The sequence below is a fragment of the Kribbella italica genome (genome assembly GCF_014205135.1).
Classification (GTDB): Bacteria; Actinomycetota; Actinomycetes; order Propionibacteriales; family Kribbellaceae; genus Kribbella; species Kribbella italica.
In genome coordinates this window covers 7696488-7713897 of the sequence record NZ_JACHMY010000001.1, presented here as the reverse complement: position 1 = coordinate 7713897, position 17410 = coordinate 7696488, and the positions used below count along the sequence as shown (strand labels likewise).

At 65.4% G+C, this 17410-nt stretch carries 23 protein-coding genes; 20 read left to right on the top strand and 3 right to left on the bottom strand.

From position 1 onward, the window contains the following. Nucleotides 1–17 precede the first annotated feature (17 nt). The 7 genes from HDA39_RS36045 to HDA39_RS36015 all read left to right on the top strand — a co-directional run bounded on the left by HDA39_RS36045 (nucleotide 18) and on the right by HDA39_RS36015 (nucleotide 4778). Nucleotides 18–743: a sulfite exporter TauE/SafE family protein gene (locus HDA39_RS36045; protein WP_184806877.1), complete on the top strand. Its 726-nt coding sequence runs from the start codon at nucleotides 18–20 to the stop codon at nucleotides 741–743. Between the two features lie 125 nt (nucleotides 744–868). After that, nucleotides 869–1276, top strand: coding sequence for a MerR family transcriptional regulator (locus HDA39_RS36040; RefSeq protein ID WP_184802948.1), 408 nt, complete (start codon nucleotides 869–871; stop codon nucleotides 1274–1276). Beyond that, nucleotides 1273–2229, top strand: a complete 957-nt coding sequence (locus HDA39_RS36035; protein ID WP_184802947.1) for an alkylmercury lyase family protein — start codon at nucleotides 1273–1275, stop codon at nucleotides 2227–2229. Before HDA39_RS36040 ends, HDA39_RS36035 begins: the two co-directional genes overlap by 4 nt. A 416-nt stretch (nucleotides 2230–2645) precedes the next feature. Then, complete coding sequence (locus HDA39_RS36030) at nucleotides 2646–2993, top strand: ArsR/SmtB family transcription factor (protein ID WP_184802945.1); 348 nt, start codon at nucleotides 2646–2648, stop codon at nucleotides 2991–2993. Nucleotides 2994–3055: 62 nt separating this feature from the next. Continuing rightward, nucleotides 3056–3409, top strand: coding sequence for a rhodanese-like domain-containing protein (locus HDA39_RS36025; RefSeq protein ID WP_184802943.1), 354 nt, complete (start codon nucleotides 3056–3058; stop codon nucleotides 3407–3409). Then, nucleotides 3400–3756, top strand: a complete 357-nt coding sequence (locus tag HDA39_RS36020) for an ArsR/SmtB family transcription factor (protein WP_184802941.1) — start codon at nucleotides 3400–3402, stop codon at nucleotides 3754–3756. The genes HDA39_RS36025 and HDA39_RS36020 overlap by 10 nt, the downstream gene beginning before the upstream one ends. Next, entirely contained in the window at nucleotides 3753–4778 is a 1026-nt protein-coding gene (locus tag HDA39_RS36015) for a permease (protein ID WP_184802939.1), read from the top strand. The genes HDA39_RS36020 and HDA39_RS36015 overlap by 4 nt, the downstream gene beginning before the upstream one ends. Nucleotides 4779–4803: 25 nt before the next feature. On the opposite strand, the gene HDA39_RS36010 is transcribed toward HDA39_RS36015, so the two are convergent. Both HDA39_RS36010 and HDA39_RS36005 read right to left on the bottom strand, forming a co-directional pair. After that, a complete protein-coding gene (locus HDA39_RS36010) occupies nucleotides 4804–5544 on the bottom strand; it encodes an ABC transporter permease (protein ID WP_337926141.1) in 741 nt (246 codons plus the stop codon). A gap of 104 nt (nucleotides 5545–5648) precedes the next feature. Beyond that, nucleotides 5649–6626 (bottom strand): ATP-binding cassette domain-containing protein, encoded by a 978-nt coding sequence (locus HDA39_RS36005; RefSeq protein ID WP_184802936.1) that lies wholly within the window; start codon nucleotides 6624–6626, stop codon nucleotides 5649–5651. A 58-nt stretch (nucleotides 6627–6684) separates the two neighbouring features. On the opposite strand from HDA39_RS36005, the gene HDA39_RS36000 reads away from it, so the two are divergent. The 4 genes from HDA39_RS36000 to HDA39_RS43950 all read left to right on the top strand — a co-directional run bounded on the left by HDA39_RS36000 (nucleotide 6685) and on the right by HDA39_RS43950 (nucleotide 10603). Further along, nucleotides 6685–7029 (top strand): PadR family transcriptional regulator, encoded by a 345-nt coding sequence (locus HDA39_RS36000; RefSeq protein WP_184802934.1) that lies wholly within the window; start codon nucleotides 6685–6687, stop codon nucleotides 7027–7029. Further along, nucleotides 7011–7580, top strand: a complete 570-nt coding sequence (locus HDA39_RS35995) for a hypothetical protein (RefSeq protein WP_184802932.1) — start codon at nucleotides 7011–7013, stop codon at nucleotides 7578–7580. The genes HDA39_RS36000 and HDA39_RS35995 overlap by 19 nt, the downstream gene beginning before the upstream one ends. A gap of 597 nt (nucleotides 7581–8177) precedes the next feature. After that, entirely contained in the window at nucleotides 8178–8993 is an 816-nt protein-coding gene (locus tag HDA39_RS35990) for a sulfite exporter TauE/SafE family protein (protein WP_184802930.1), read from the top strand. A gap of 149 nt (nucleotides 8994–9142) precedes the next feature. Beyond that, complete coding sequence (locus HDA39_RS43950) at nucleotides 9143–10603, top strand: helix-turn-helix domain-containing protein (RefSeq protein ID WP_184802928.1); 1461 nt, start codon at nucleotides 9143–9145, stop codon at nucleotides 10601–10603. Between the two features lie 798 nt (nucleotides 10604–11401). Here the strand turns inward: HDA39_RS43950 and HDA39_RS35980 are convergent. Continuing rightward, complete coding sequence (locus HDA39_RS35980) at nucleotides 11402–12160, bottom strand: GntR family transcriptional regulator (protein WP_184802926.1); 759 nt, start codon at nucleotides 12158–12160, stop codon at nucleotides 11402–11404. Between the two features lie 190 nt (nucleotides 12161–12350). Between HDA39_RS35980 and HDA39_RS35975 the strand changes: the two genes are divergently transcribed. The 9 genes from HDA39_RS35975 to HDA39_RS35935 all read left to right on the top strand — a co-directional run bounded on the left by HDA39_RS35975 (nucleotide 12351) and on the right by HDA39_RS35935 (nucleotide 17334). Continuing rightward, nucleotides 12351–12668 (top strand): hypothetical protein, encoded by a 318-nt coding sequence (locus tag HDA39_RS35975; RefSeq protein ID WP_184802924.1) that lies wholly within the window; start codon nucleotides 12351–12353, stop codon nucleotides 12666–12668. A gap of 128 nt (nucleotides 12669–12796) precedes the next feature. Then, complete coding sequence (locus HDA39_RS35970) at nucleotides 12797–13030, top strand: hypothetical protein (RefSeq protein ID WP_184802922.1); 234 nt, start codon at nucleotides 12797–12799, stop codon at nucleotides 13028–13030. A gap of 160 nt (nucleotides 13031–13190) precedes the next feature. Beyond that, on the top strand, nucleotides 13191–14033 hold the full coding sequence (locus HDA39_RS35965) for a hypothetical protein (RefSeq protein ID WP_184802920.1): 843 nt from the start codon (nucleotides 13191–13193) through the stop codon (nucleotides 14031–14033). Further along, nucleotides 14026–14868, top strand: coding sequence for an FtsK/SpoIIIE domain-containing protein (locus tag HDA39_RS35960; RefSeq protein WP_184802918.1), 843 nt, complete (start codon nucleotides 14026–14028; stop codon nucleotides 14866–14868). Before HDA39_RS35965 ends, HDA39_RS35960 begins: the two co-directional genes overlap by 8 nt. Beyond that, a complete protein-coding gene (locus tag HDA39_RS35955; RefSeq protein WP_184802916.1) occupies nucleotides 14865–15062 on the top strand; it encodes a hypothetical protein in 198 nt (65 codons plus the stop codon). Before HDA39_RS35960 ends, HDA39_RS35955 begins: the two co-directional genes overlap by 4 nt. Continuing rightward, entirely contained in the window at nucleotides 15059–15385 is a 327-nt protein-coding gene (locus HDA39_RS35950; RefSeq protein WP_184802914.1) for a hypothetical protein, read from the top strand. The genes HDA39_RS35955 and HDA39_RS35950 overlap by 4 nt, the downstream gene beginning before the upstream one ends. Continuing rightward, nucleotides 15382–15654: a hypothetical protein gene (locus tag HDA39_RS35945; RefSeq protein WP_184802912.1), complete on the top strand. Its 273-nt coding sequence runs from the start codon at nucleotides 15382–15384 to the stop codon at nucleotides 15652–15654. Before HDA39_RS35950 ends, HDA39_RS35945 begins: the two co-directional genes overlap by 4 nt. A 280-nt stretch (nucleotides 15655–15934) precedes the next feature. Then, a complete protein-coding gene (locus tag HDA39_RS35940; RefSeq protein ID WP_184802911.1) occupies nucleotides 15935–16273 on the top strand; it encodes a hypothetical protein in 339 nt (112 codons plus the stop codon). Beyond that, nucleotides 16270–17334: a hypothetical protein gene (locus tag HDA39_RS35935; RefSeq protein WP_184802909.1), complete on the top strand. Its 1065-nt coding sequence runs from the start codon at nucleotides 16270–16272 to the stop codon at nucleotides 17332–17334. The genes HDA39_RS35940 and HDA39_RS35935 overlap by 4 nt, the downstream gene beginning before the upstream one ends. Nucleotides 17335–17410 lie beyond the last annotated feature (76 nt).

The window sequence follows — 17410 nt, the reverse complement described above, 5'->3', positions numbered from 1 at the left end:
GCCAAGCTGAGGCGGTGATGCACGAACTCCCTACTCTTCTTGCCGCTTCGGCCGCCGCGTTTACGCTGGCGCTGCTGTCGGCGGTGGCAGGGTTTGGTGGCGGGGTGCTGCTGCTGCCAGTGTTCACCGCCTTGTTCGGGCTCCGAGTCGCCGTCCCGATGCTCACCATCACCCAGTTGTCCAGCAACGCATCCCGGGTCTGGTTCAACCGCCGCGAACTTCACTGGCCGCTCATCGGCTGGTTCGCCGCAGGAGCCGTCCCGCTCGCCGTCGTCGGTGGACTGCTGCTCGCACACGCTCCGCTTAGCCCGCTCAAACGGCTGCTCGGCGTGTTCCTGATCGGTGTGGTCATCTGGCGCCGGCTGAACCGGCGCCCCCGAAAACCACCCGACCACAGCTTCGTCGGTGTCGGCGCCGCGTCAGGGCTCGGCTCAGCGCTGCTCGGTTCAGTCGGTCCGCTGACCGCCCCGTTCTTCCTCGCCTACGGCCTGACCCGGGCCGCCTACATCGGCACCGAGGCCGCCAGCGCACTCACCATGCACCTGTCAAAGATCGCCGCCTACGGCGCCGGGGACCTCATCACCCACACCGTGCTCATCTACGGCGCCGCGCTCACCCCCGCCACCCTCGCCGGCGCCTGGGTTGGCAAGAAGTTCGTGAACCGCATCAGCGAACGCGGTTTCGTCCTCCTCGTCGAACTCGGCCTCATCACCGCCGGAGTGCTCTTCCTCATCGGCGTGTGAGCTTCAAGCTCAGCTGATCCAGCGCTCCGCACCGACTCGATCGAGTTCAGCGAAGATGGCCTCGCCACTGCGTCTCGAAAAGCAGCCTTGACTCTGTAGTTGGGTCCAGGGTTGACGATGGGTTCATGCGAACCAGTGAGCTGGCCGGCCAGGCCGGGGTGAACACCGAGACGCTGCGCTACTACGAGCGCCGAGGACTGCTCACGCAACCGCCGCGCACTCCGGGCGGCTACCGCGACTACCCGCCGAGCACGGTCGAACTGCTGCGGTTCATCAAACGCGCCCAGGAACTCGGCTTCACCCTCGACGAGATCGAGGAACTGCTGCACCTCGACAACGGCGGCCCGGACGCATGCGACGCCGCAAGGGCGCTGGCCGAGCACCGCCGCGCGGACCTGGAGGCCCGGATCCGCGACCTGCAACGGATGCACGACTCGCTGGCCGACCTGGTCGCGACCTGCGACCTGCCCCGCGCCGACCGCAACTGCGCGCTGCTGGAAGCGATCGACCATCGCCCGGAGGCAACCCGATGAACTTCGAAGTTCTGCACGTACCGGACTGCCCGAACCTGTCGCCGATGCTGCAACGCCTCGCCGAGGTCACCGATCTGCCGGTCACCACCCGGCTGATCGAAACCGACGCAGACGCCGCCCGGTACGGCATGGCCGGCTCACCGACTCTGCTGATCGACGGCACCGACCCGTTCGCCGGCGCCGGCGACGACTGCGCCTGTGGGGTGTCGTGCCGGCTCTACCGCGACGAGGCCGGCCGGATCGTGCCCGCCCCGTCGACCGCCCAGCTGCGCGCCGCGATCACAGCGGCTGGCCACGTCGGCGCCCCGGCGCCGGGGGAGGTCCTGAGCGCTTGGCGCACCCGCGCCGTCCCGCTGGATCCGGTCGAGAAAGCAGCACACCAGGCGATCTTGCGCGCCTTCGCGGCCAACGCTGTTCCACCCAGCGGCAAAGACCTGGACGCGCTCGTTGCCGAAAGCAACAGAACCGTGGACGACGTGCTGACCGCGCTGCACGAAGCCGACGCGATCCGGCTGGACGCCGACGGCCAGATCGCCGTCGCGTACCCGTTCTCAGCCACCGCGACCCGGCACCGCGTCCACATCGCCGACTCCAACGGCGGCGAGGTCGACGTCTACGCGATGTGCGCGATCGACGCGCTCGGCATCGCGCCCATGCTCGGACGAGACACCCGGATCGAGTCCGTCGACGACACCACCCGGCAACCCATCACCGTGACCAGCACCAGCGGCCGCACCACCTGGCAGCCCGAGCAGGCGGTCGTCTTCATCGGCGCCGATGCCGGCGGCGGCCCGTCAGCCGACTGCTGCTGCGACTACCTCAACTTCTTCACCGACCACGACACGGCGCAGGCCTGGGCCAGCAGTCACCCAACTATCCCGGGACAAATCCTCAACCGGGCCGACGCCGAGGACCTCGCCGCCCGCCTGTTCCACCCGCTCCTCGCAATCTGACACCAGCTCTGCCTAAGGCAAGTGACGGTCGATCCGACGCAGCAACCGCCCCAAGACCGGCAGATCGTGCCAGCGCCGACCCACCACCCAGCCACGCACACCCCTCACCACAGCCCGCGCCCGCGCACCCCGTGACGGCCGCAGCTCGTCCTCGCGCTCGGCCGCGCGGCGCTGCAAATACTTCGCACACCCAATGCAGACCCCGACTTCCGGGTGCGCCCCCAGCCGCACCAAGTCGCGATCCTCGAACTCGCCACCGCAGCACCAACACCCCGGCTCCGACGGCTGGAACGTCTCTTCCGCAACAGTCATACAGCCATCATCAGCTCATCCACTCCACTGCGACACCGAAAGCCCCGGTCGTACGACCACCACGAACACTTCACTATTACACCGACTCGTGTAATAGTGAACTCATGAGTGAACGAGTGGTGTCGGCCGATCGGCGGCCGGCCTTGGCCGACCGTCCATTGATCGGTCCGGTGGACGCGTCACGGCTGGAAGGCCTGTTCAAGGTGCTGGCCAACGACACCCGCCTGCGGCTGCTGCACGCGTTGGTCCGCGACGGGGAGTTGTCGGTGACTCAGCTGGCCGAGGCGGTGGAGTTGAAGCCGCAGGCAGTTTCCAACCAGCTGCAGCGCCTGGTCGACAAAGGCATCTTGGCGTCCCGCCGAGACGGCAACCGGATCTGGTACCGCATCGATGACCGCTGCGTGGTGGGTCTGATCGATCTGGCGTGGTGCCTGACCGACTCGACCGCCTGACCCGCGCTTACTCCCGGATCACCCGCACTTCAATCACACCAGCGCCATCGGAGGGTTCCGTCATGCCTGTTTCAGAAATTGACCGCGCCGAGGTGGCTGATTTGATCGCCGCCGGCAACACCGTGGTGGTCGAGGCGCTGCCCGAAGACGTTTACGCGCAGGGACATCTGCCGAGGGCGGTGAACATTCGGCCCCGGCGCGTTGTCGAGTTGGCCAAGACGCTGCTACCTGACCTGGACCGCCGCGTCGTCGTGTACTGCGGTAGTGCCGACTGCGATGCCTCGCTGCGGGTCGCGCAGCGGTTGACGGAGCTCGGGTACAGCGACGTTCACCGCTACACCGGTGGCAAACAGGACTGGCTCGATGCCGGCCTGCCGATCGAGAAGCCCGCCCATCAACTCGACCAATGTTGCTGACCATCGCCGAACCTGGCCGGGCGCTGAGCACCGAGCCGATCGGCGAAAGGGAGGCGGCCGTAGCGGCGGCCTCGTTCCGGGCACTGGGTGATCCGGTGCGGCTGCGGCTTCTGTCGATGATCGCGTCCTGCGGGACCGATTCGTTGTGCGTGTGTGAGCTGGCCAGCGGGTTCAGCGTCACAGGACCTACGATCAGCCACCATCTGAAGGTCCTTCGCCAAGGCGGGCTCATCCACAGCGACCGGCACGGCAACCGGATCAACTACCGCGCCGACCTGATCGCACTGAACCGCCTCGGCGCCCTCCTCACGATGTGCGATAACCGGCACGACGGTGCGCCTTCATGATCGAGTCAGTGCTGCACCTGCTGGGACGCGTGAGCGGTGACGTGTGGACGACGTTCACCAATGTGTGGCCGTTCCTGGCTGCCAGCATCATCATCGCCTCGATCCTGGTCGTCTACGTCGGCACCGACCGGCTCGCGACCTGGCTGCGCAAGAGCACTCCGATCGCCGTGCTCGGCGCGGTCGCGCTGGCGACACTCACCCCGTTCTGTTCGTGCGGCACCACCGCAGTCGTGCTGGGCGCGATGGCCTCTCATGTTCCGTGGGCACCGGTCGTCGCATTCATGGTATCCTCGCCGCTGACCAGCCCTGAAGAGCTCGTGCTGTCGACGGGCTTGTTCGGTGCTTCGTTCGCGCTCACGTTCTTCGTCGCGGCCATCGTTCTCGGCCTCGTCGCCGGCGTCGTCACCTTCCTCATCGAGCGCACCGGCTGGCTTGCCGGTCAGGCCCGGATGAGCAGCAGGCAAAGCGGTACTGCCTGCGCCAGCAGCTGCGAAGCGCCGGCACAGGAAGCCGATCCAGAGCCGTCATGCTGCGCGACCGCAGCGTCGTCAGGTGAAGCTGCGCCGGTCGTGACGCTGGCGGTTCCGCTCCGGCGCACCCCCGTGCTCGCGCGCTACAAGCTCGACCTGCTGGTACGCGAGATTCTCGTCACGGGCCGTCGCCTGGCCTTGTTCTTCTTCGGTTTCGCAACCCTGGGCTACCTGCTGATCGAGGCCGTACCGACCCACTGGCTCACCGACTACCTGGGCGGAGACTCCGTGCTGGCCGTCCCGCTGGCCGCGTTGATCGGCATCCCGGTCTACCTCAACACCGACGGATCGCGGCCGCTGGTGGCGACCCTGATGGACGGTGGCATGGGCGCCGGCCCGGCGCTGGCGTTCCTGATCACCGGCGCCGGCACCAGCGTCGGCGCGATCAGCGGCATGCTGCTCATCGCCCGCCGCCGCGTAGTCGCCTTAGTCGTCGGACTCCTGTACGTCGGCGCTGTCGCGCTCGGCTGGCTTGCGCCCCTCTGGCTGTGACGGTGCCACGGCATCACCTGCAGAGTCAGCCGGCGACGGTGCGGCGGTACCGGAGCACCGCGACGGGAACGGTGACCACAAGCAGCCCGACAATCCAGGCGAGGGCCTGCCACACGTGCTCGGCGGTCGGGCCACCGAGCACCAGAGCGCGCAAAGCGTCGACCGTGACAGTCACCGGATTGATCTCGGCGAACGCGCGCAACCAGCCCGGCATCGTGGCGATCGGGACGAAAGTGGAACTGGTGAACACCAGCACGATGACCGGCATCAGCCCGGCCAGCCCGGCCGTCTCCGCGTCGTGAACGAGCAAGCCCACCAGAGCGTTGATCCACGACAACGCAACCCCGATCAGCAACGCCAGCCCGATCGCACCGGCTGCCGCCACAGGCCCGGCGTGGAAGCGGAACCCGATCGCGTACCCGACACCGGTCATCAGCAGCAGCACGAACAAGTTCCGCACCGCGTCTGCCACGGTCCGCCCGGCGAGTACCGCGGACCGGGTCATCGGCAGCGCACGGAACCGGTCGATCATGCCGGTGGCCAGATCATCCGCGATCGCCACCCCGGTCTGCGAAGCACCGAACGCGATCGCCAGCACGAAGATCCCCGGCAACAGGAAATCGACGTAATGCTCGACCCCGGACGGACGGATCGCCCCGCCGAACACGTAGGTGAACAGCAACACGAACAACACCGGCTGCACGGTGGCGAACACGATCAACGTCGGCACCCGCACCAGCCGCCGCAGATTCCGGCCCGTGATCACCAAGACATCACCCAGCAACCACCGCACGCCCCACGCTCTGGCACCATCCGTCGCAGCTGCGTCATCGACTGATCGCGAGGCAGACACCACCGGTCCGAGAGTCATCACAGGCTCCCAGCCTCGGCCAGATCCGACCCAGCGGTTGCCGACTGACCGGTCAACGCCAGGAAGACATCGTCGAGCGACGGCCTGCGCAGCGCCACGTCGGTCACCCGCAACTCGGCCGCCGACAGCCTGGCCATTGCCTCACCGAGCACACCCGGACCGTCGATCACCGGCATCACCACCGTGCCCTCGCCCGAATCGACGACCGGTGGTCCGGCGCCGAGGTCGGCCACCGCCCCTGCCACCACACCCGGATCGACGCCCGATGCCACGCGCAACTCGAGCCGGTCGCCACCGACCTGCGCCTTCAATTCCTCCGACGTTCCCTCGGCGATCACCCGGCCCGTGTCGATGACGACGATGCTGTCGGCCACCTGGTCGGCCTCCTCCAGGTACTGGGTGGTGAGCAACACCGTGGTGCCCTGCGCGGTCAGAGCCGCGATCGTGTGCCACAACCCGATCCGGCCCCGCGGATCGAGACCGGTTGTCGGCTCGTCCAGGAACAACACCGACGGCTTGGCCACCAGACTGGCCGCGACATCCAGCCGCCGGCGCATACCGCCCGAATAGCCACGAAGGAGCCGGTCCGCTGCCGCGCCCAGATCGAAAGTGTCGAGCAGCTCGATGGCCCGAGCTCGAGCAGCTGCGCGATTGAGTCCCGAAAGGCGCCCGATCATCTGCAGGTTCTCCCGGCCCGTCAGATACGGATCGACCGCCGCGTACTGTCCCGCCAACCCGATCCGGCGCCGCACCGCGACCGCCTGCCTGACCACATCGAGACCCGCGATCCGCGCAGTACCGGCATCCGGGTGCAGCAGTGTCGCGAGAACCCGGACCGTAGTCGTCTTGCCTGCGCCGTTCGGTCCCAGCAATCCCAGGATCGATCCGGCCGGGACCCGCAGGTCGACACCGGACAGCGCTTCGACAGTTCCGAACCGCTTTACCAGCCCCTCGGCCACGATCGCCGGCTCGCTCATGACACCACCGCCTATAGCTAGGTTTACTACCTATGCGCTTGTTGTAGGATAGCTACCTATGAAGGCGGATGCGCAAGCCTTGAAGGGGCACCTTGATGTCCTGCTGCTCGCCACCTTGACCGACGGACCCCGGCACGGCTACGCGATCAAGGAAGCACTGCGCGACGGCAGCGGCGGCCGGTTCGACCTGCCCACCGGCACCGTCTACCCGGCGCTGCATCGCCTCGAACGAGCCGGGCTGATCGCCGGGTCCTGGTCGGTAGTCGACGGGCGTCGACGCCGCACCTACGAACTGACCGACGACGGGCATCAGAAACTGGCCGGTGACCGCGCCAACTGGCGCAAGTTCGCGACCGCGGTCACTTCGCTGCTGGAGCCAGGCCCATGGCCAACCACGAACTGATCCACGACTACCTGGACGAACTCGCTCGGCTCCTCCCGGCCGCGGCCGTAGAGGAACTCGCCGACGGCCTCGAAGAAACGTTCCAGCACCACCTGCGCCGCGGCCTGCCCCCGACTGACGCAGCCCAATGGGCCATCGCCGACTTCGGCCAGCCAGCCCAAGTCGCCACCGCATTCGCTCACCAGGCCCCCGGCAGGCGCACCGCGATCGCCCTGCTAGCCACCGCCCCGGCATTCGCACTCCTGTGGGGAACCACTCTCATCACCACGAAAGCCTGGCAGTGGCAGATCCCGGCAACCGCCGCCATCGCCTACGGCGCCATCCTCGTCACCGTGGCAGCCACACTCCTAGCAGTGGCCACGAGCAACAACCCGACAACCGGTCAACTCGTCGGACCCGCGAGCATCGCCATGATCCTGCTCGACCTCGGCATGCTCGCCACGGTCGCAACCACGGCCCCCACCATCACCTGGTCCATGGCCCTCGCCATCTCCGCGAGCCTCGCGCGCATCGTACTGACCGCGCGCAGCCTTCCACGCCTCTTCGCCTGAACCACCTCTCCTCAAGCGCACACCGGGCCAGATCGACAAGTCCGTGGGAGCACCTCATCAACCTTCGTTGTATCGAGCAGAGTTGCAGCCAAAGGACGTTCCGACACTTTGTGATACCGGCGACGATGGCTTTCGCGTCGGGATTCGGCAGGAGCGGAGGCGCTGGCGCTGGCGCTGAAGATGCTGGTTGCCTCTAGCCACGACTCGTCACTGTTGTGTTAGATGCAACGGTGTCTGATGCTGAAGATGGGTGTCCAGCTCCCGCCACGCCACGCAACCCGAGCGCGGTCGTGCTGGTCCAGTCATCTGCGCATCCCGTCGTTGCCTGGCTGTTTCCCGGTCAATCCGTGCACGGCAACCTGACCCCTCGGTGATCGCCACACGGCTCAGACAGCAACGGGATCCGGCCGGCCCCGCGCCTCTCGCAACGCCCTCCTCATCGCTCGGGCCGCAGACCTACCACCACAGTGCGTGTCGACCTAGTCGGCGTGTGCGACGCCTCCGCACTCCAACGGACGCGACGTCCAGCCTGTCCCGCGGTCCGACATCAGCCGCCCTCACAGCGCACGACACCGACATCGGCGGTTAGATGCAGCTATGCAGACCCCGCCCGAACCGGTTGCCACTGCCCCCGTCCGGCGATCAGGCATCGCCGCTTTCGCCGCCGGCGCAGCGATCGGCACCCTCGGAGGCTTGATCGGCCTCGGGGGCGCCGAGTTCAGGCTGCCGCTACTCATTGGCCTGTTCGGCTTCGCTGCCCTGCAAGCGGTGATTATGAACAAGGCCATGAGCCTCGTCGTGGTGCTCACCGCGCTCCCCGCCCGCCTGGTCTCAGTGCCAGTGAGCGAGCTGACGCCGCACTGGCCAATCGTGGTGAACCTGCTGGCCGGAAGCCTCGCCGGCGCCTGGCTCGGCGCCACCTGGGCAACCCGAATGCGCTCATCCACGCTCTACCGCGTGCTCGCCGCGCTGCTCGTGGTCATCGCCGCCGCACTGGCCGCCAACCACCTCGGCACCCTGCCTTCACCCGACCTGCCCGACGTCGTCCGGGTCCCGGCCGGAGCCGCGGCCGGACTGGCGATCGGCATTGTCGCGGCCCTCATGGGCGTGGCCGGCGGCGAGCTGCTCATCCCCACCATCGTGCTGTTGTTCGGCGTCGACATCACCGTCGCCGGCAGCCTGTCGCTCGCGGTCTCGCTCCCCACCATGCTGGTCGCCTTCGCTCGCTACAGCCGAGACAACAGCTTCAGCGTCCTCCGCTCCAACCTCGGCTTCGTCACGTCCATGACCGCGGGGTCGATCGCCGGCACCATCGTCGGCGGCCTCCTCCTCGGTGTGGTCTCCGCCAGCGTCCTGATCCCACTACTCGTTCTCCTGCTCGTCCTGTCAGCCATCAAGGTCTGGCGACACTGACCCGCCGAGAGCACGCTTCAAGTACCACCCGTTGCCAACGTTTCAGCAGGAAAGCTCACCACTTTGAAGAATGGCATCCCGACCCCTGGCTCAGCCGTTGATCGCGTGACTGTCCGGAAGTCGGGCAGGCGCTGATCACGGGAGGTCAAGTGCCGAGGAGTCCACTGCCGATCGGGACGTGGGGGGAGATCACGACGGTTGTGGCCAGCCGCGACGACCGAGGGCGCGCGACGAAGTACGAGGCGAACGCCCGGTTCCGTGACTTCGACGGGCGAACTCGCAAGGTGGCGGCCTGGGGAACATCGCGATCTGACGCGAAAGACAAGCTTCGAGAGCGATTGAAGACTCGGGTGAGAACCGAGGGCGCTGCCGTGTTGAAGTCCACCGATCGCGTGGCTGTGGCGATCGGGCTGTACCTCGCGGAGGTCAAGAACAAGGTCGACGGTGGGTGGCTTGCGCCGGGGACGTTGGAGACCTATGGATATCAGACGGCGAAGAACCTGACGCCCCGGATCGGGGAGCTTCAGTTGGTAGAGGCGACCATTCCGCGGGTGAACACCGTCCTGGTCGGCATCAAAGATGAGGTGGGGGTCGCGAGCGCGAAGACGTGCAAGAGCATCTTGACCGGTGTGTTCGCGCTCGCCGTCCGGTACGGCGCCCTCACCCACAACCCGGTACGAGAGATCGAGCCCCTGGGGAAGAAGCGGCGTACGCCGGCCAGAGCACTGGACGCCGAGGACCGGCAGCAGTGGTTCGAGCTTCTCAGGCAGGACGAGCGCGCCGTCCGGGCCGACCTGATCGACATCAGCAAGTTCATGCTGGCAACTGGCGAACGGATCGGCGAGACGCTTGCGGTGATCTGGAGTGGAATCGATCGAGGATCCGGGCTCGTCGACTGCAGCCACCAGATCCAGCGCCTCGTCGGAAAGGGGCTGGTACGGCGAGAGGTGAAAACGGCGGCCGGAGAGCGTCAACTGATCTTGCCCGACTGGGCGCTGGAAATGGTGAACGCGCGGTGGACGCCTGAGACGCCACCCGACTCACCGCTGTTCCCGGACTCGGTCGGAGGCTTTCGGGATCCACACAACGTGCAGAAGGCGCTGCGCAGTGCGCGTCGACCGGTCGGCAGTCGCCGCCGTGCCGAGCTCGGGAAGACGCTGAAGGAGTTCCGGCGCGCCGCTGGTATGACGCAAGAGGAGGTCGTGGCCAAGTTGGGCTGGCGTACGACCCGGATCAGCTTGATCGAGACGGGCAGGGTCAAGGTGGGGCCTGAGGAGGCTGCCGTCCTGGCTCAGATGTACAGATTGGCCAGGACAGACCGCGCGGCCCTGTTGGAGGCAGTGGAGTTGGCCGGCCTGCCATCGCTCGCGGATGAACTCGCCTGGGTGACCTCACACAAGTTCCGGAAGACAACCGCGACCATCCTGGACGACGGCGGGCAGTCCGCTCGCAAGATCGCGGACCAGCTGGGCCAAGCCGACACGACCACCACCATGAACTCCTACGTCGGTCGAAAGGTGCTCAACCCAGAGGCGGCTCGCATCCTCAACGAGGCACTGAGGCAGATCCATGAGCAGGATCAACAACCGTCGGTCGGCCCTGATCTCTGATGACAAATCTGACGTTCGGAGAGGCAAAGCGGCGAGTAAACGGCGAGTTAGGGCCTAAAAGTTCATCGCCGCCAGGGCATATGTCCTGGTGAGAGAGCCGGTGAGGGGACTCGAACCCCTAACCCCCGCTTTTCGGCTACTCACCTGGCGTCATTGCTCGATGATGCTCACAACCGTTGCCAGCTTGGGAATCCGTGTCGGTCCAGTGTTCGATGTGCCGCGCCATTGTTCATCGTTCTGCGTTGAAACCTATGGCCTAAACCATGGGTCGACGTGTTGCGCGGGGTCGCTACCTCAGCCCAAGTTGACGGTTACGTGTCAACCGCGGCCAGTCCGCCGGATCGTCCCGATAGCTGCCGCCCAAGGACCGTAGCGGTGGGTGTCCAGGGTCGAGCTTGCTCGATCGCGGAGCGACGCCGTAGGCGCCCTTGACGCGCGCTGCGTAGGGCCGTCCCTCCCATGATTGCTGTCGGGACGATCCGGTAACCCACGGTCAGACGGCAGGCATGTCCAGCCATCGGCGGCGGGTGCCGGCCGGTTCAGTGAGTGGTGCACCGATCAGGGTGTCGAGCCGTTGACGGCGAGTTCTGCTGTCTTCGACCCGGCACCCTGCTGCACGTGCGCGCCAGGCCAAGGGACGCGCCCAGAACGGAGCGCTAGCGCAGTGGAGGGCAGGCGGCCCGCCCTACGGTGGCGGCGCGCATTTCGGGCCCCCGAGGGGGCCCGTCTTGAAGACGTAGAGAAACTTGTCAGGGCGACTGGGCGGTAGATGTGGTGGTAGCTAACAGGAAATGGTTTCTACCGCTCAGGAATAGCAAGGCGATACGAGAGGATGTACCGATCCGAAGACACGATGATGTCCGCTGTCTCTACCGGACGATCGTGATCGTAGTAGGTACGCTCGATAACAAGTACGGGCACTCCAGGAGGAACCACTAGCGTCTCAGCCTCGTAAGGCCTCGCAGAACGGCCAGTGACGTCTTCGCCTACGTGGGTGATGCGCACACCAATGCTGTCCATCCTGGGAATTACACCTGTGATCGCGCCACCCTCGGGTTGCTCGATCGGAGTGCCTCCGGTGATCGCTAAGGGCTCGAAGGAGGTCGACAGCATGACCGGGGCCCCATCAGCCAAGAACCGATAGCTGGTGCGCATTACAGGGTCACCCTGTTCGATGTTGAGCCGGTCAGCAATCGCTTTGGACGCGGTCGTCCGTCTGGATTGGTAGTCCCACTCTGGAACCTGTCCGCTTGCCGAGGCGGCTGCCGCAAACGGGGACGAGCCTGGTCTCTCTGAATAGAGACTTCCTAGTACTCGCTTCTTAGCTGGCTGCTGTTCGCGTACGAATGAGCCGCGCCCTTGCTGTTTGACTATCAGTCCCTCAGAGCGAAGCACCTCAAGAGCTTGCCGAACGACAATTCGAGAAACACCGTAGTCGGCCATCAGACCGGGTTCGCTAGGCAGTTGATCCCCGGCTTGAAGAGTGCCTTCAAGAATCTGACTACGAATGTCGTCAGCGATCTGCAGGTAGGCAGGACGACCCGTGAAGTTGGTCATGGCCGCATCTCCCTTCTGCTACTCATCAGGACAAGTCTCCCACCCTCCTCTGTTCACAGCGGAGCGTGGGGTCCGCGTGTCGAGATGCCAGCATGTTGACAGCTTGTACTACTCATTATAAAGTGTTGCTCACAGTAGAGGTGAGCATCACGAGAGGTGCTCGCCCTAGACGCCTAGAAGGGGCGATTCCATGAACCTCAACGTCGACATCACGGGCAAGTCGTTCACGGTCACGAAGGCTGTGGAGGAGAAGAAGGACCAGAACGGCCGGCAGAAGGCGGACAAGAACACTAACGAGCTGCTCTGGACGGTTCAGGTGATGGCGCTTGACGAGACGGGTGGCGAGGTGATCAACGTGACTCTGGCGGGCAATGCTGCCCCGAAGGTGAACGTGGGTGCCGTCGTCATGCCGGTCGAGCTGATTGCCATGCCGTGGGCTACCAACGGGCGGAACGGTGTTGCCTACAAGGCGAAGTCGCTGAACGCTGCCGGTAACGCGAAGGCCTGATCTCCACTCGTCCCGTGATTCGTGCAACTGCCAAGCGAGGGGTAGTCATGTCGCAGCCGATGGAAGACCGAACCGTCACAGCGAATCAGGCACGTACCGAGTACGTGGCCAAGTGCAACGAGATCAAGATGATCAAGACCGCTCAGCGGTACCTCGAAGTGGCCCTCAACAGGGTCTTGCAGCGGACTGAACCGCTGGTGCTGTTCCCGGAGATCGGGAACACGGTCCACGCCGTGGACATGTTCTGGCTGTTGCTGGACATCTACAGCGACTCGGAGAAGTTGCTCCGTGACGCCACTGCCGCCCGCGACCACGCGTATGCGGTCTGGAAGTCGGCTTCGGTCGAACCTCACCGCGGCTGACACGTAAGTGTCAACGTCGCTGAACTACCGCTAGAAACCAAGAACGGCCCTCGAAAGGGCCGCTCCCTGGAACCGAGACGCGAAGTCGGGCTTTTGGCCTAGGAACCTTTCCCGGCTTCGTGTCTTTCCTGACGCAACCCCCTGATCGGGAGGTCTTGTCATGCCCAAATCTACCCGCAACCGCTCCAACGGTCGAGTATCCGGCCGTCGCGGACGTGGCACCGCCACGAGTGCTGTCGAAACCATCACCCGGCCGTCGCAGTCGCTGCCGGTCGTCATCATGCTGAGCCTGTGGCGCTGGCGCTGGGAACTCTACGTCCTGGCCGCTGTGGCCTACATCGTCATCGCGCACGGCGCGGCGATCACCGGCTACTTCGAGTCGAACCCGTTGTGGCTGAACGCTCTGCTGGTCATCGTCCTGAGTGGATGGATCTTCACCGACAACCTGGTACGGCGTTTCGCTCGTAACCGGATCTGGTGTGTCATCACCCGGCACCGTGTCCGGGCCTGCCTCACCGAAATGCGCACCCTGAACTGGTCGGGCAACCTGCCGTTCATCGTCGGGTGCTTGTCCACCAGAACCGGTCAGGTCGTCTGGCTGTTCATGCGTCCCGGCCTGTCGGCCGAAGACCTCGAGAACAAGGCCGAAACGCTGGCGTCGGCGTGCTGGGCACGCAGCGCGAACATCATCCGCTCGACCCGTAACGCCGCACTCGTGCGGATCGACATCGACCGGCGCGACCCGCTGTCCAAACAGCACATCGTCTCGCCGCTGCTCAACGACACCAGCGATATGCCCGAAGCGGCCGTCGCAGACGACGCGGTCATGGCCTTCCTCGGCCCCGACCCCGCCTCCGAAGGGACCACCGATCAGGTGCCGGCCAAAACCGGCAGCGGTGAGACCCGTACCCGAACCTCGAAGACCAAGACCACCGCCGCCGTGAACGACGGCAACACCGTGGTGCTTGGCGCCAACGGAGAAGACGTGTCCGACTATGTCTAGCTTCGACCCACGACAGGTGTTCCCCCGGCGCAAGCCGGGGGCCACCCCCGCGCCACTGAGCGCACTGTCCATCTACAACCCGGCCTACCTGGGCCTCGACGCTCGCGGTAAGCGAGTCCACGTCACACTGCCGTACCGCAACATCCTGATCGGCGGAGAGCCGGGAGCAGGAAAGTCTGTTGCCCAGGGCAATTTCGTCGCACACGCTGCACTGTGCACCGATGTCGATCTCATCCTGATCGACGGCAAGATTGTCGAACTGCTGCCCTACGCCCCCGTGGCGAAAGAGTTCGTCGGCAACAACATGCCCAAGGCACTGCGGGTGCTGAAGGACCTGCAAGCCGACCTGGACGAACGCTACCTGCACCTGGCCCGTAACGGCCGCAAGAAGATCGTCCCCGGCGACGGATTTCGCGCCAAGTTGCTCGTCGTTGACGAGCTGGCGTACTTCACCGTCACCGTAGGCACCAAAGAACAGCAAGAAGAGTTCCGCGTCCTCGTGCGGGACATCGTCGCTCGTGGCCGCGCTGCGGGCATCATCACGATCGCATCTACTCAGCGCCCCAGCGCTGACATCGTCCCGACCTCGTTGCGGGACCTTTTCGGCTACCGCCTCGCATTCCGCTGCGCCACCGACTCTAGTTCGGACATCATCCTCGGCACCGGCTGGGCCTCCCAAGGTCACACCGCCGTGGACATCGCACCCGAAGCACTCGGTGTCGGACTCCTTCGCGCCGAAGGCGGATTCCCCCGCCGTCTCAAGACCGCACACCTCAAAGACGACGAAATCAACCAACTCGTCCGCCGTGCCGCGTACCTCCGGAGGGCCGCATGAGCACCATCAAACCCCTACCACTCATCGTCGTTCGCGACGGGATCGGCCGAACAGGCTGGCTCCACAACTGCGGAGCCTTCGTCTACTACGACGTACGCCCCAACCGCTGCGGTGTCTGCTGGTCAGCGATGCGCAATCGCCAAGCCTTCAACGGCTCCTGGACCAAGGCCTACACCAACCGGGAGGCGTCATGACCTTCTACGACGCCAACAGCGGCGAACGCGAAGACCGCATCATCATCGGCTACGACTTCACCGACCACTCCGTGGCCGGCATCAATCTGGCCTGCAACGGCCAAACCGCGAAGGTTGTCATCGATCTGGGAGCCAACCCGATCGAGATCGAACTCGTCACCGGCTCCGTCACCGCGATCAGCCACCTGATCGACGCACTCTACGAAGCCCGAGCACTGCTCGAAGACCACCAGGTCACCCACGTCACCCACGTCACCGACAACGAGTCCTCGACAGAGGAACCCCTCTACATCCCCGGTGACTGGACGGAGGACCAGCCATGAGCGCCTACCCGCCCAACGACGGCCGATTCCCCAACGACACCACCGTGTGGACCCCCTACCCCCTGACCGAGGAAGAGAACACCCTCACGGCCTGCCTTGACGGCTCCTGGCCGTGGCTCCTGGGAACCGTTCTGGGACAGTGCGGACCCGACGAATGGCACATCGTCATCGACGTCCCCGAACTCATCGAACACGGCGATGGCTACGACTGGTCGCCCGCGTGTTTCCGCAACTCCTGCCAGCTACGCCGGACCGGAAGAAGCGACTGATGCGCGCGGTAACGAAACGCCGCGTGACACGTAACTGTCAAGGACAACAGGCCATCCCGGCCGACCTCGACACCATCCCGGCCCCCGAGCCGGTGGCCAAGAAGACCCGATCCAAGAAGGCCTACCGCACACAACGGGCCGATGACTGGGCACACGCGGAAGTCGGCAACCCACAGCCCTGCTTCCTGTGCGGATCCCCAGCCCTCCTGCGCGACCCCGCCAACGGGCGTGCCTGCCACATGACCTGTGCCAGAACCGAAGCCCTCGAAAGGGGAGAGCAATGGTGAACGCAACTACGAGCCAGATCCGCGAACTCGTGAACAGCATCGCGCAGCGCTCGAAGGCCCTCGCCTCTACCAGCGAGTCGGCATCCAACTACTACGCCCAAGTGCGGCTGCTCAAGAACAGCATCGAAACGCTGGAGGCCTGGACACAGCACCTCGACCCGAACCAGCGCCCCTCCGTCAACCGCAAGCTCGCTCTCGACGCAGTCGCCGCAGTCGAAGCCACTGACGACGAAGACGACGAATGCGAAGGCCACTACGACGACGACTACACCCTGACCTCGGGAGTCGGCATCGGCGAAGCCACCTACTGCGACGGGTCGTGCCTGCGATGAGCACTGACACCCTCACACCTGTCGTCCAGGTTCCTGGCCAACTCGACCTGCCCCAGATGCCGATCACCCCGGCACCGGTCGCCGCGAAGCCTGCGACCACGACCAAGCTGACCGGCTTGACGAACTCCAATACCAACGCCCTGACGGGCCTGAGTGGCTGGGAGGTCACCAAGACCACCGCCACCTATTCCGGTAGCCCTACAGCAGCCCTGGACGCCGTCCAGACCCACATGGACAAGGTCCGCGCCACGCAAGGCGGCAGAGCTACCGGCTACGCCTCACTCATTGCGGTCCGTAACAAGCTCCGCGAGTGCTCCACAGGCACCAGCCACCCCGCCGTCACCGTCACGGTGAAACGGGCGAAGAAGACCACCACCAAGACCCGTACCGGGTCGTCCGGTCTGTCCCCGAAGGCGCGACTGACACGTAAGCGTCAAGACACCTACACCACCGCACAACTGGTCGCCGCACTCGAAAACGCCTGGACCGCGATCCGGACCAACCACAAGGAGATCCCGGCCGTCGTGATCATCGTCGGCTCCGGTACCGCCTCGAAGCAGGCCAAGTACGGGCACTTCGCCCCGATCCGCTGGCAGCACGGCGAACAGCGCCTGGCCGAAGTCCTGATCTCCGGCGAAGGACTCAAACGCCCCGTGGAAGAGGTCTTCACGACCCTGCTCCACGAAGCCACCCACTCTCTCGCGCACATCCGCGAGATCAAAGACACCAGTCGCCAAGGCCGCTGGCATAACCAGAAGTTCTCCGACCTCGCAGGCGAGCTCGGCCTCGACACCACCAGGGACCCCCGCATCGGGTGGTCACTGTGCAAGCTCCGCACGGAGACCGCAGCCACCTACAAAGCCGTCCTGGCCGAACTGAAGTCGGCGCTCATCGCCTACCGGCATCCCGAAGTCACCGGAGGCGGAACCAAGAAGAACAACAACAACGCCGTGCCGTGCGTGTGCCAGTGCCCACGCCGCATCCGCGTCGCCAAAGCAGTCCTCGCAGAAGGCGAGATCACCTGCAGCGTCTGCGAATCCAACTTCGAACCCGACGAGTAACACGGCTTCGTTGCTGGCTCCCACCTCTGGGCGAACCCCGGAGGTGAGGGCGAACACCGAACCCCCAAACGGCAAC

Excerpts from the sequence above, each read along its gene's own strand:
- HDA39_RS36045 (WP_184806877.1), top strand. The coding sequence starts at position 18 with ATGCACGAACTCCCTACTCTTCTTGCCGCTTCGGCCGCCGCGTTTACG.
- HDA39_RS36040 (WP_184802948.1), top strand. The coding sequence starts at position 869 with ATGCGAACCAGTGAGCTGGCCGGCCAGGCCGGGGTGAACACCGAGACG.
- HDA39_RS36035 (WP_184802947.1), top strand. The coding sequence starts at position 1,273 with ATGAACTTCGAAGTTCTGCACGTACCGGACTGCCCGAACCTGTCGCCG.
- HDA39_RS36030 (WP_184802945.1), top strand. The coding sequence starts at position 2,646 with ATGAGTGAACGAGTGGTGTCGGCCGATCGGCGGCCGGCCTTGGCCGAC.
- HDA39_RS36025 (WP_184802943.1), top strand. The coding sequence starts at position 3,056 with ATGCCTGTTTCAGAAATTGACCGCGCCGAGGTGGCTGATTTGATCGCC.
- HDA39_RS36020 (WP_184802941.1), top strand. The coding sequence starts at position 3,400 with ATGTTGCTGACCATCGCCGAACCTGGCCGGGCGCTGAGCACCGAGCCG.
- HDA39_RS36015 (WP_184802939.1), top strand. The coding sequence starts at position 3,753 with ATGATCGAGTCAGTGCTGCACCTGCTGGGACGCGTGAGCGGTGACGTG.
- HDA39_RS36005 (WP_184802936.1), bottom strand. The coding sequence starts at position 6,626 with ATGAGCGAGCCGGCGATCGTGGCCGAGGGGCTGGTAAAGCGGTTCGGA.
- HDA39_RS36000 (WP_184802934.1), top strand. The coding sequence starts at position 6,685 with ATGAAGGCGGATGCGCAAGCCTTGAAGGGGCACCTTGATGTCCTGCTG.
- HDA39_RS35995 (WP_184802932.1), top strand. The coding sequence starts at position 7,011 with ATGGCCAACCACGAACTGATCCACGACTACCTGGACGAACTCGCTCGG.
- HDA39_RS35990 (WP_184802930.1), top strand. The coding sequence starts at position 8,178 with ATGCAGACCCCGCCCGAACCGGTTGCCACTGCCCCCGTCCGGCGATCA.
- HDA39_RS35980 (WP_184802926.1), bottom strand. The coding sequence starts at position 12,160 with ATGACCAACTTCACGGGTCGTCCTGCCTACCTGCAGATCGCTGACGAC.
- HDA39_RS35975 (WP_184802924.1), top strand. The coding sequence starts at position 12,351 with ATGAACCTCAACGTCGACATCACGGGCAAGTCGTTCACGGTCACGAAG.
- HDA39_RS35970 (WP_184802922.1), top strand. The coding sequence starts at position 12,797 with ATGATCAAGACCGCTCAGCGGTACCTCGAAGTGGCCCTCAACAGGGTC.
- HDA39_RS35965 (WP_184802920.1), top strand. The coding sequence starts at position 13,191 with ATGCCCAAATCTACCCGCAACCGCTCCAACGGTCGAGTATCCGGCCGT.
- HDA39_RS35960 (WP_184802918.1), top strand. The coding sequence starts at position 14,026 with ATGTCTAGCTTCGACCCACGACAGGTGTTCCCCCGGCGCAAGCCGGGG.
- HDA39_RS35955 (WP_184802916.1), top strand. The coding sequence starts at position 14,865 with ATGAGCACCATCAAACCCCTACCACTCATCGTCGTTCGCGACGGGATC.
- HDA39_RS35950 (WP_184802914.1), top strand. The coding sequence starts at position 15,059 with ATGACCTTCTACGACGCCAACAGCGGCGAACGCGAAGACCGCATCATC.
- HDA39_RS35945 (WP_184802912.1), top strand. The coding sequence starts at position 15,382 with ATGAGCGCCTACCCGCCCAACGACGGCCGATTCCCCAACGACACCACC.
- HDA39_RS35940 (WP_184802911.1), top strand. The coding sequence starts at position 15,935 with ATGGTGAACGCAACTACGAGCCAGATCCGCGAACTCGTGAACAGCATC.
- HDA39_RS35935 (WP_184802909.1), top strand. The coding sequence starts at position 16,270 with ATGAGCACTGACACCCTCACACCTGTCGTCCAGGTTCCTGGCCAACTC.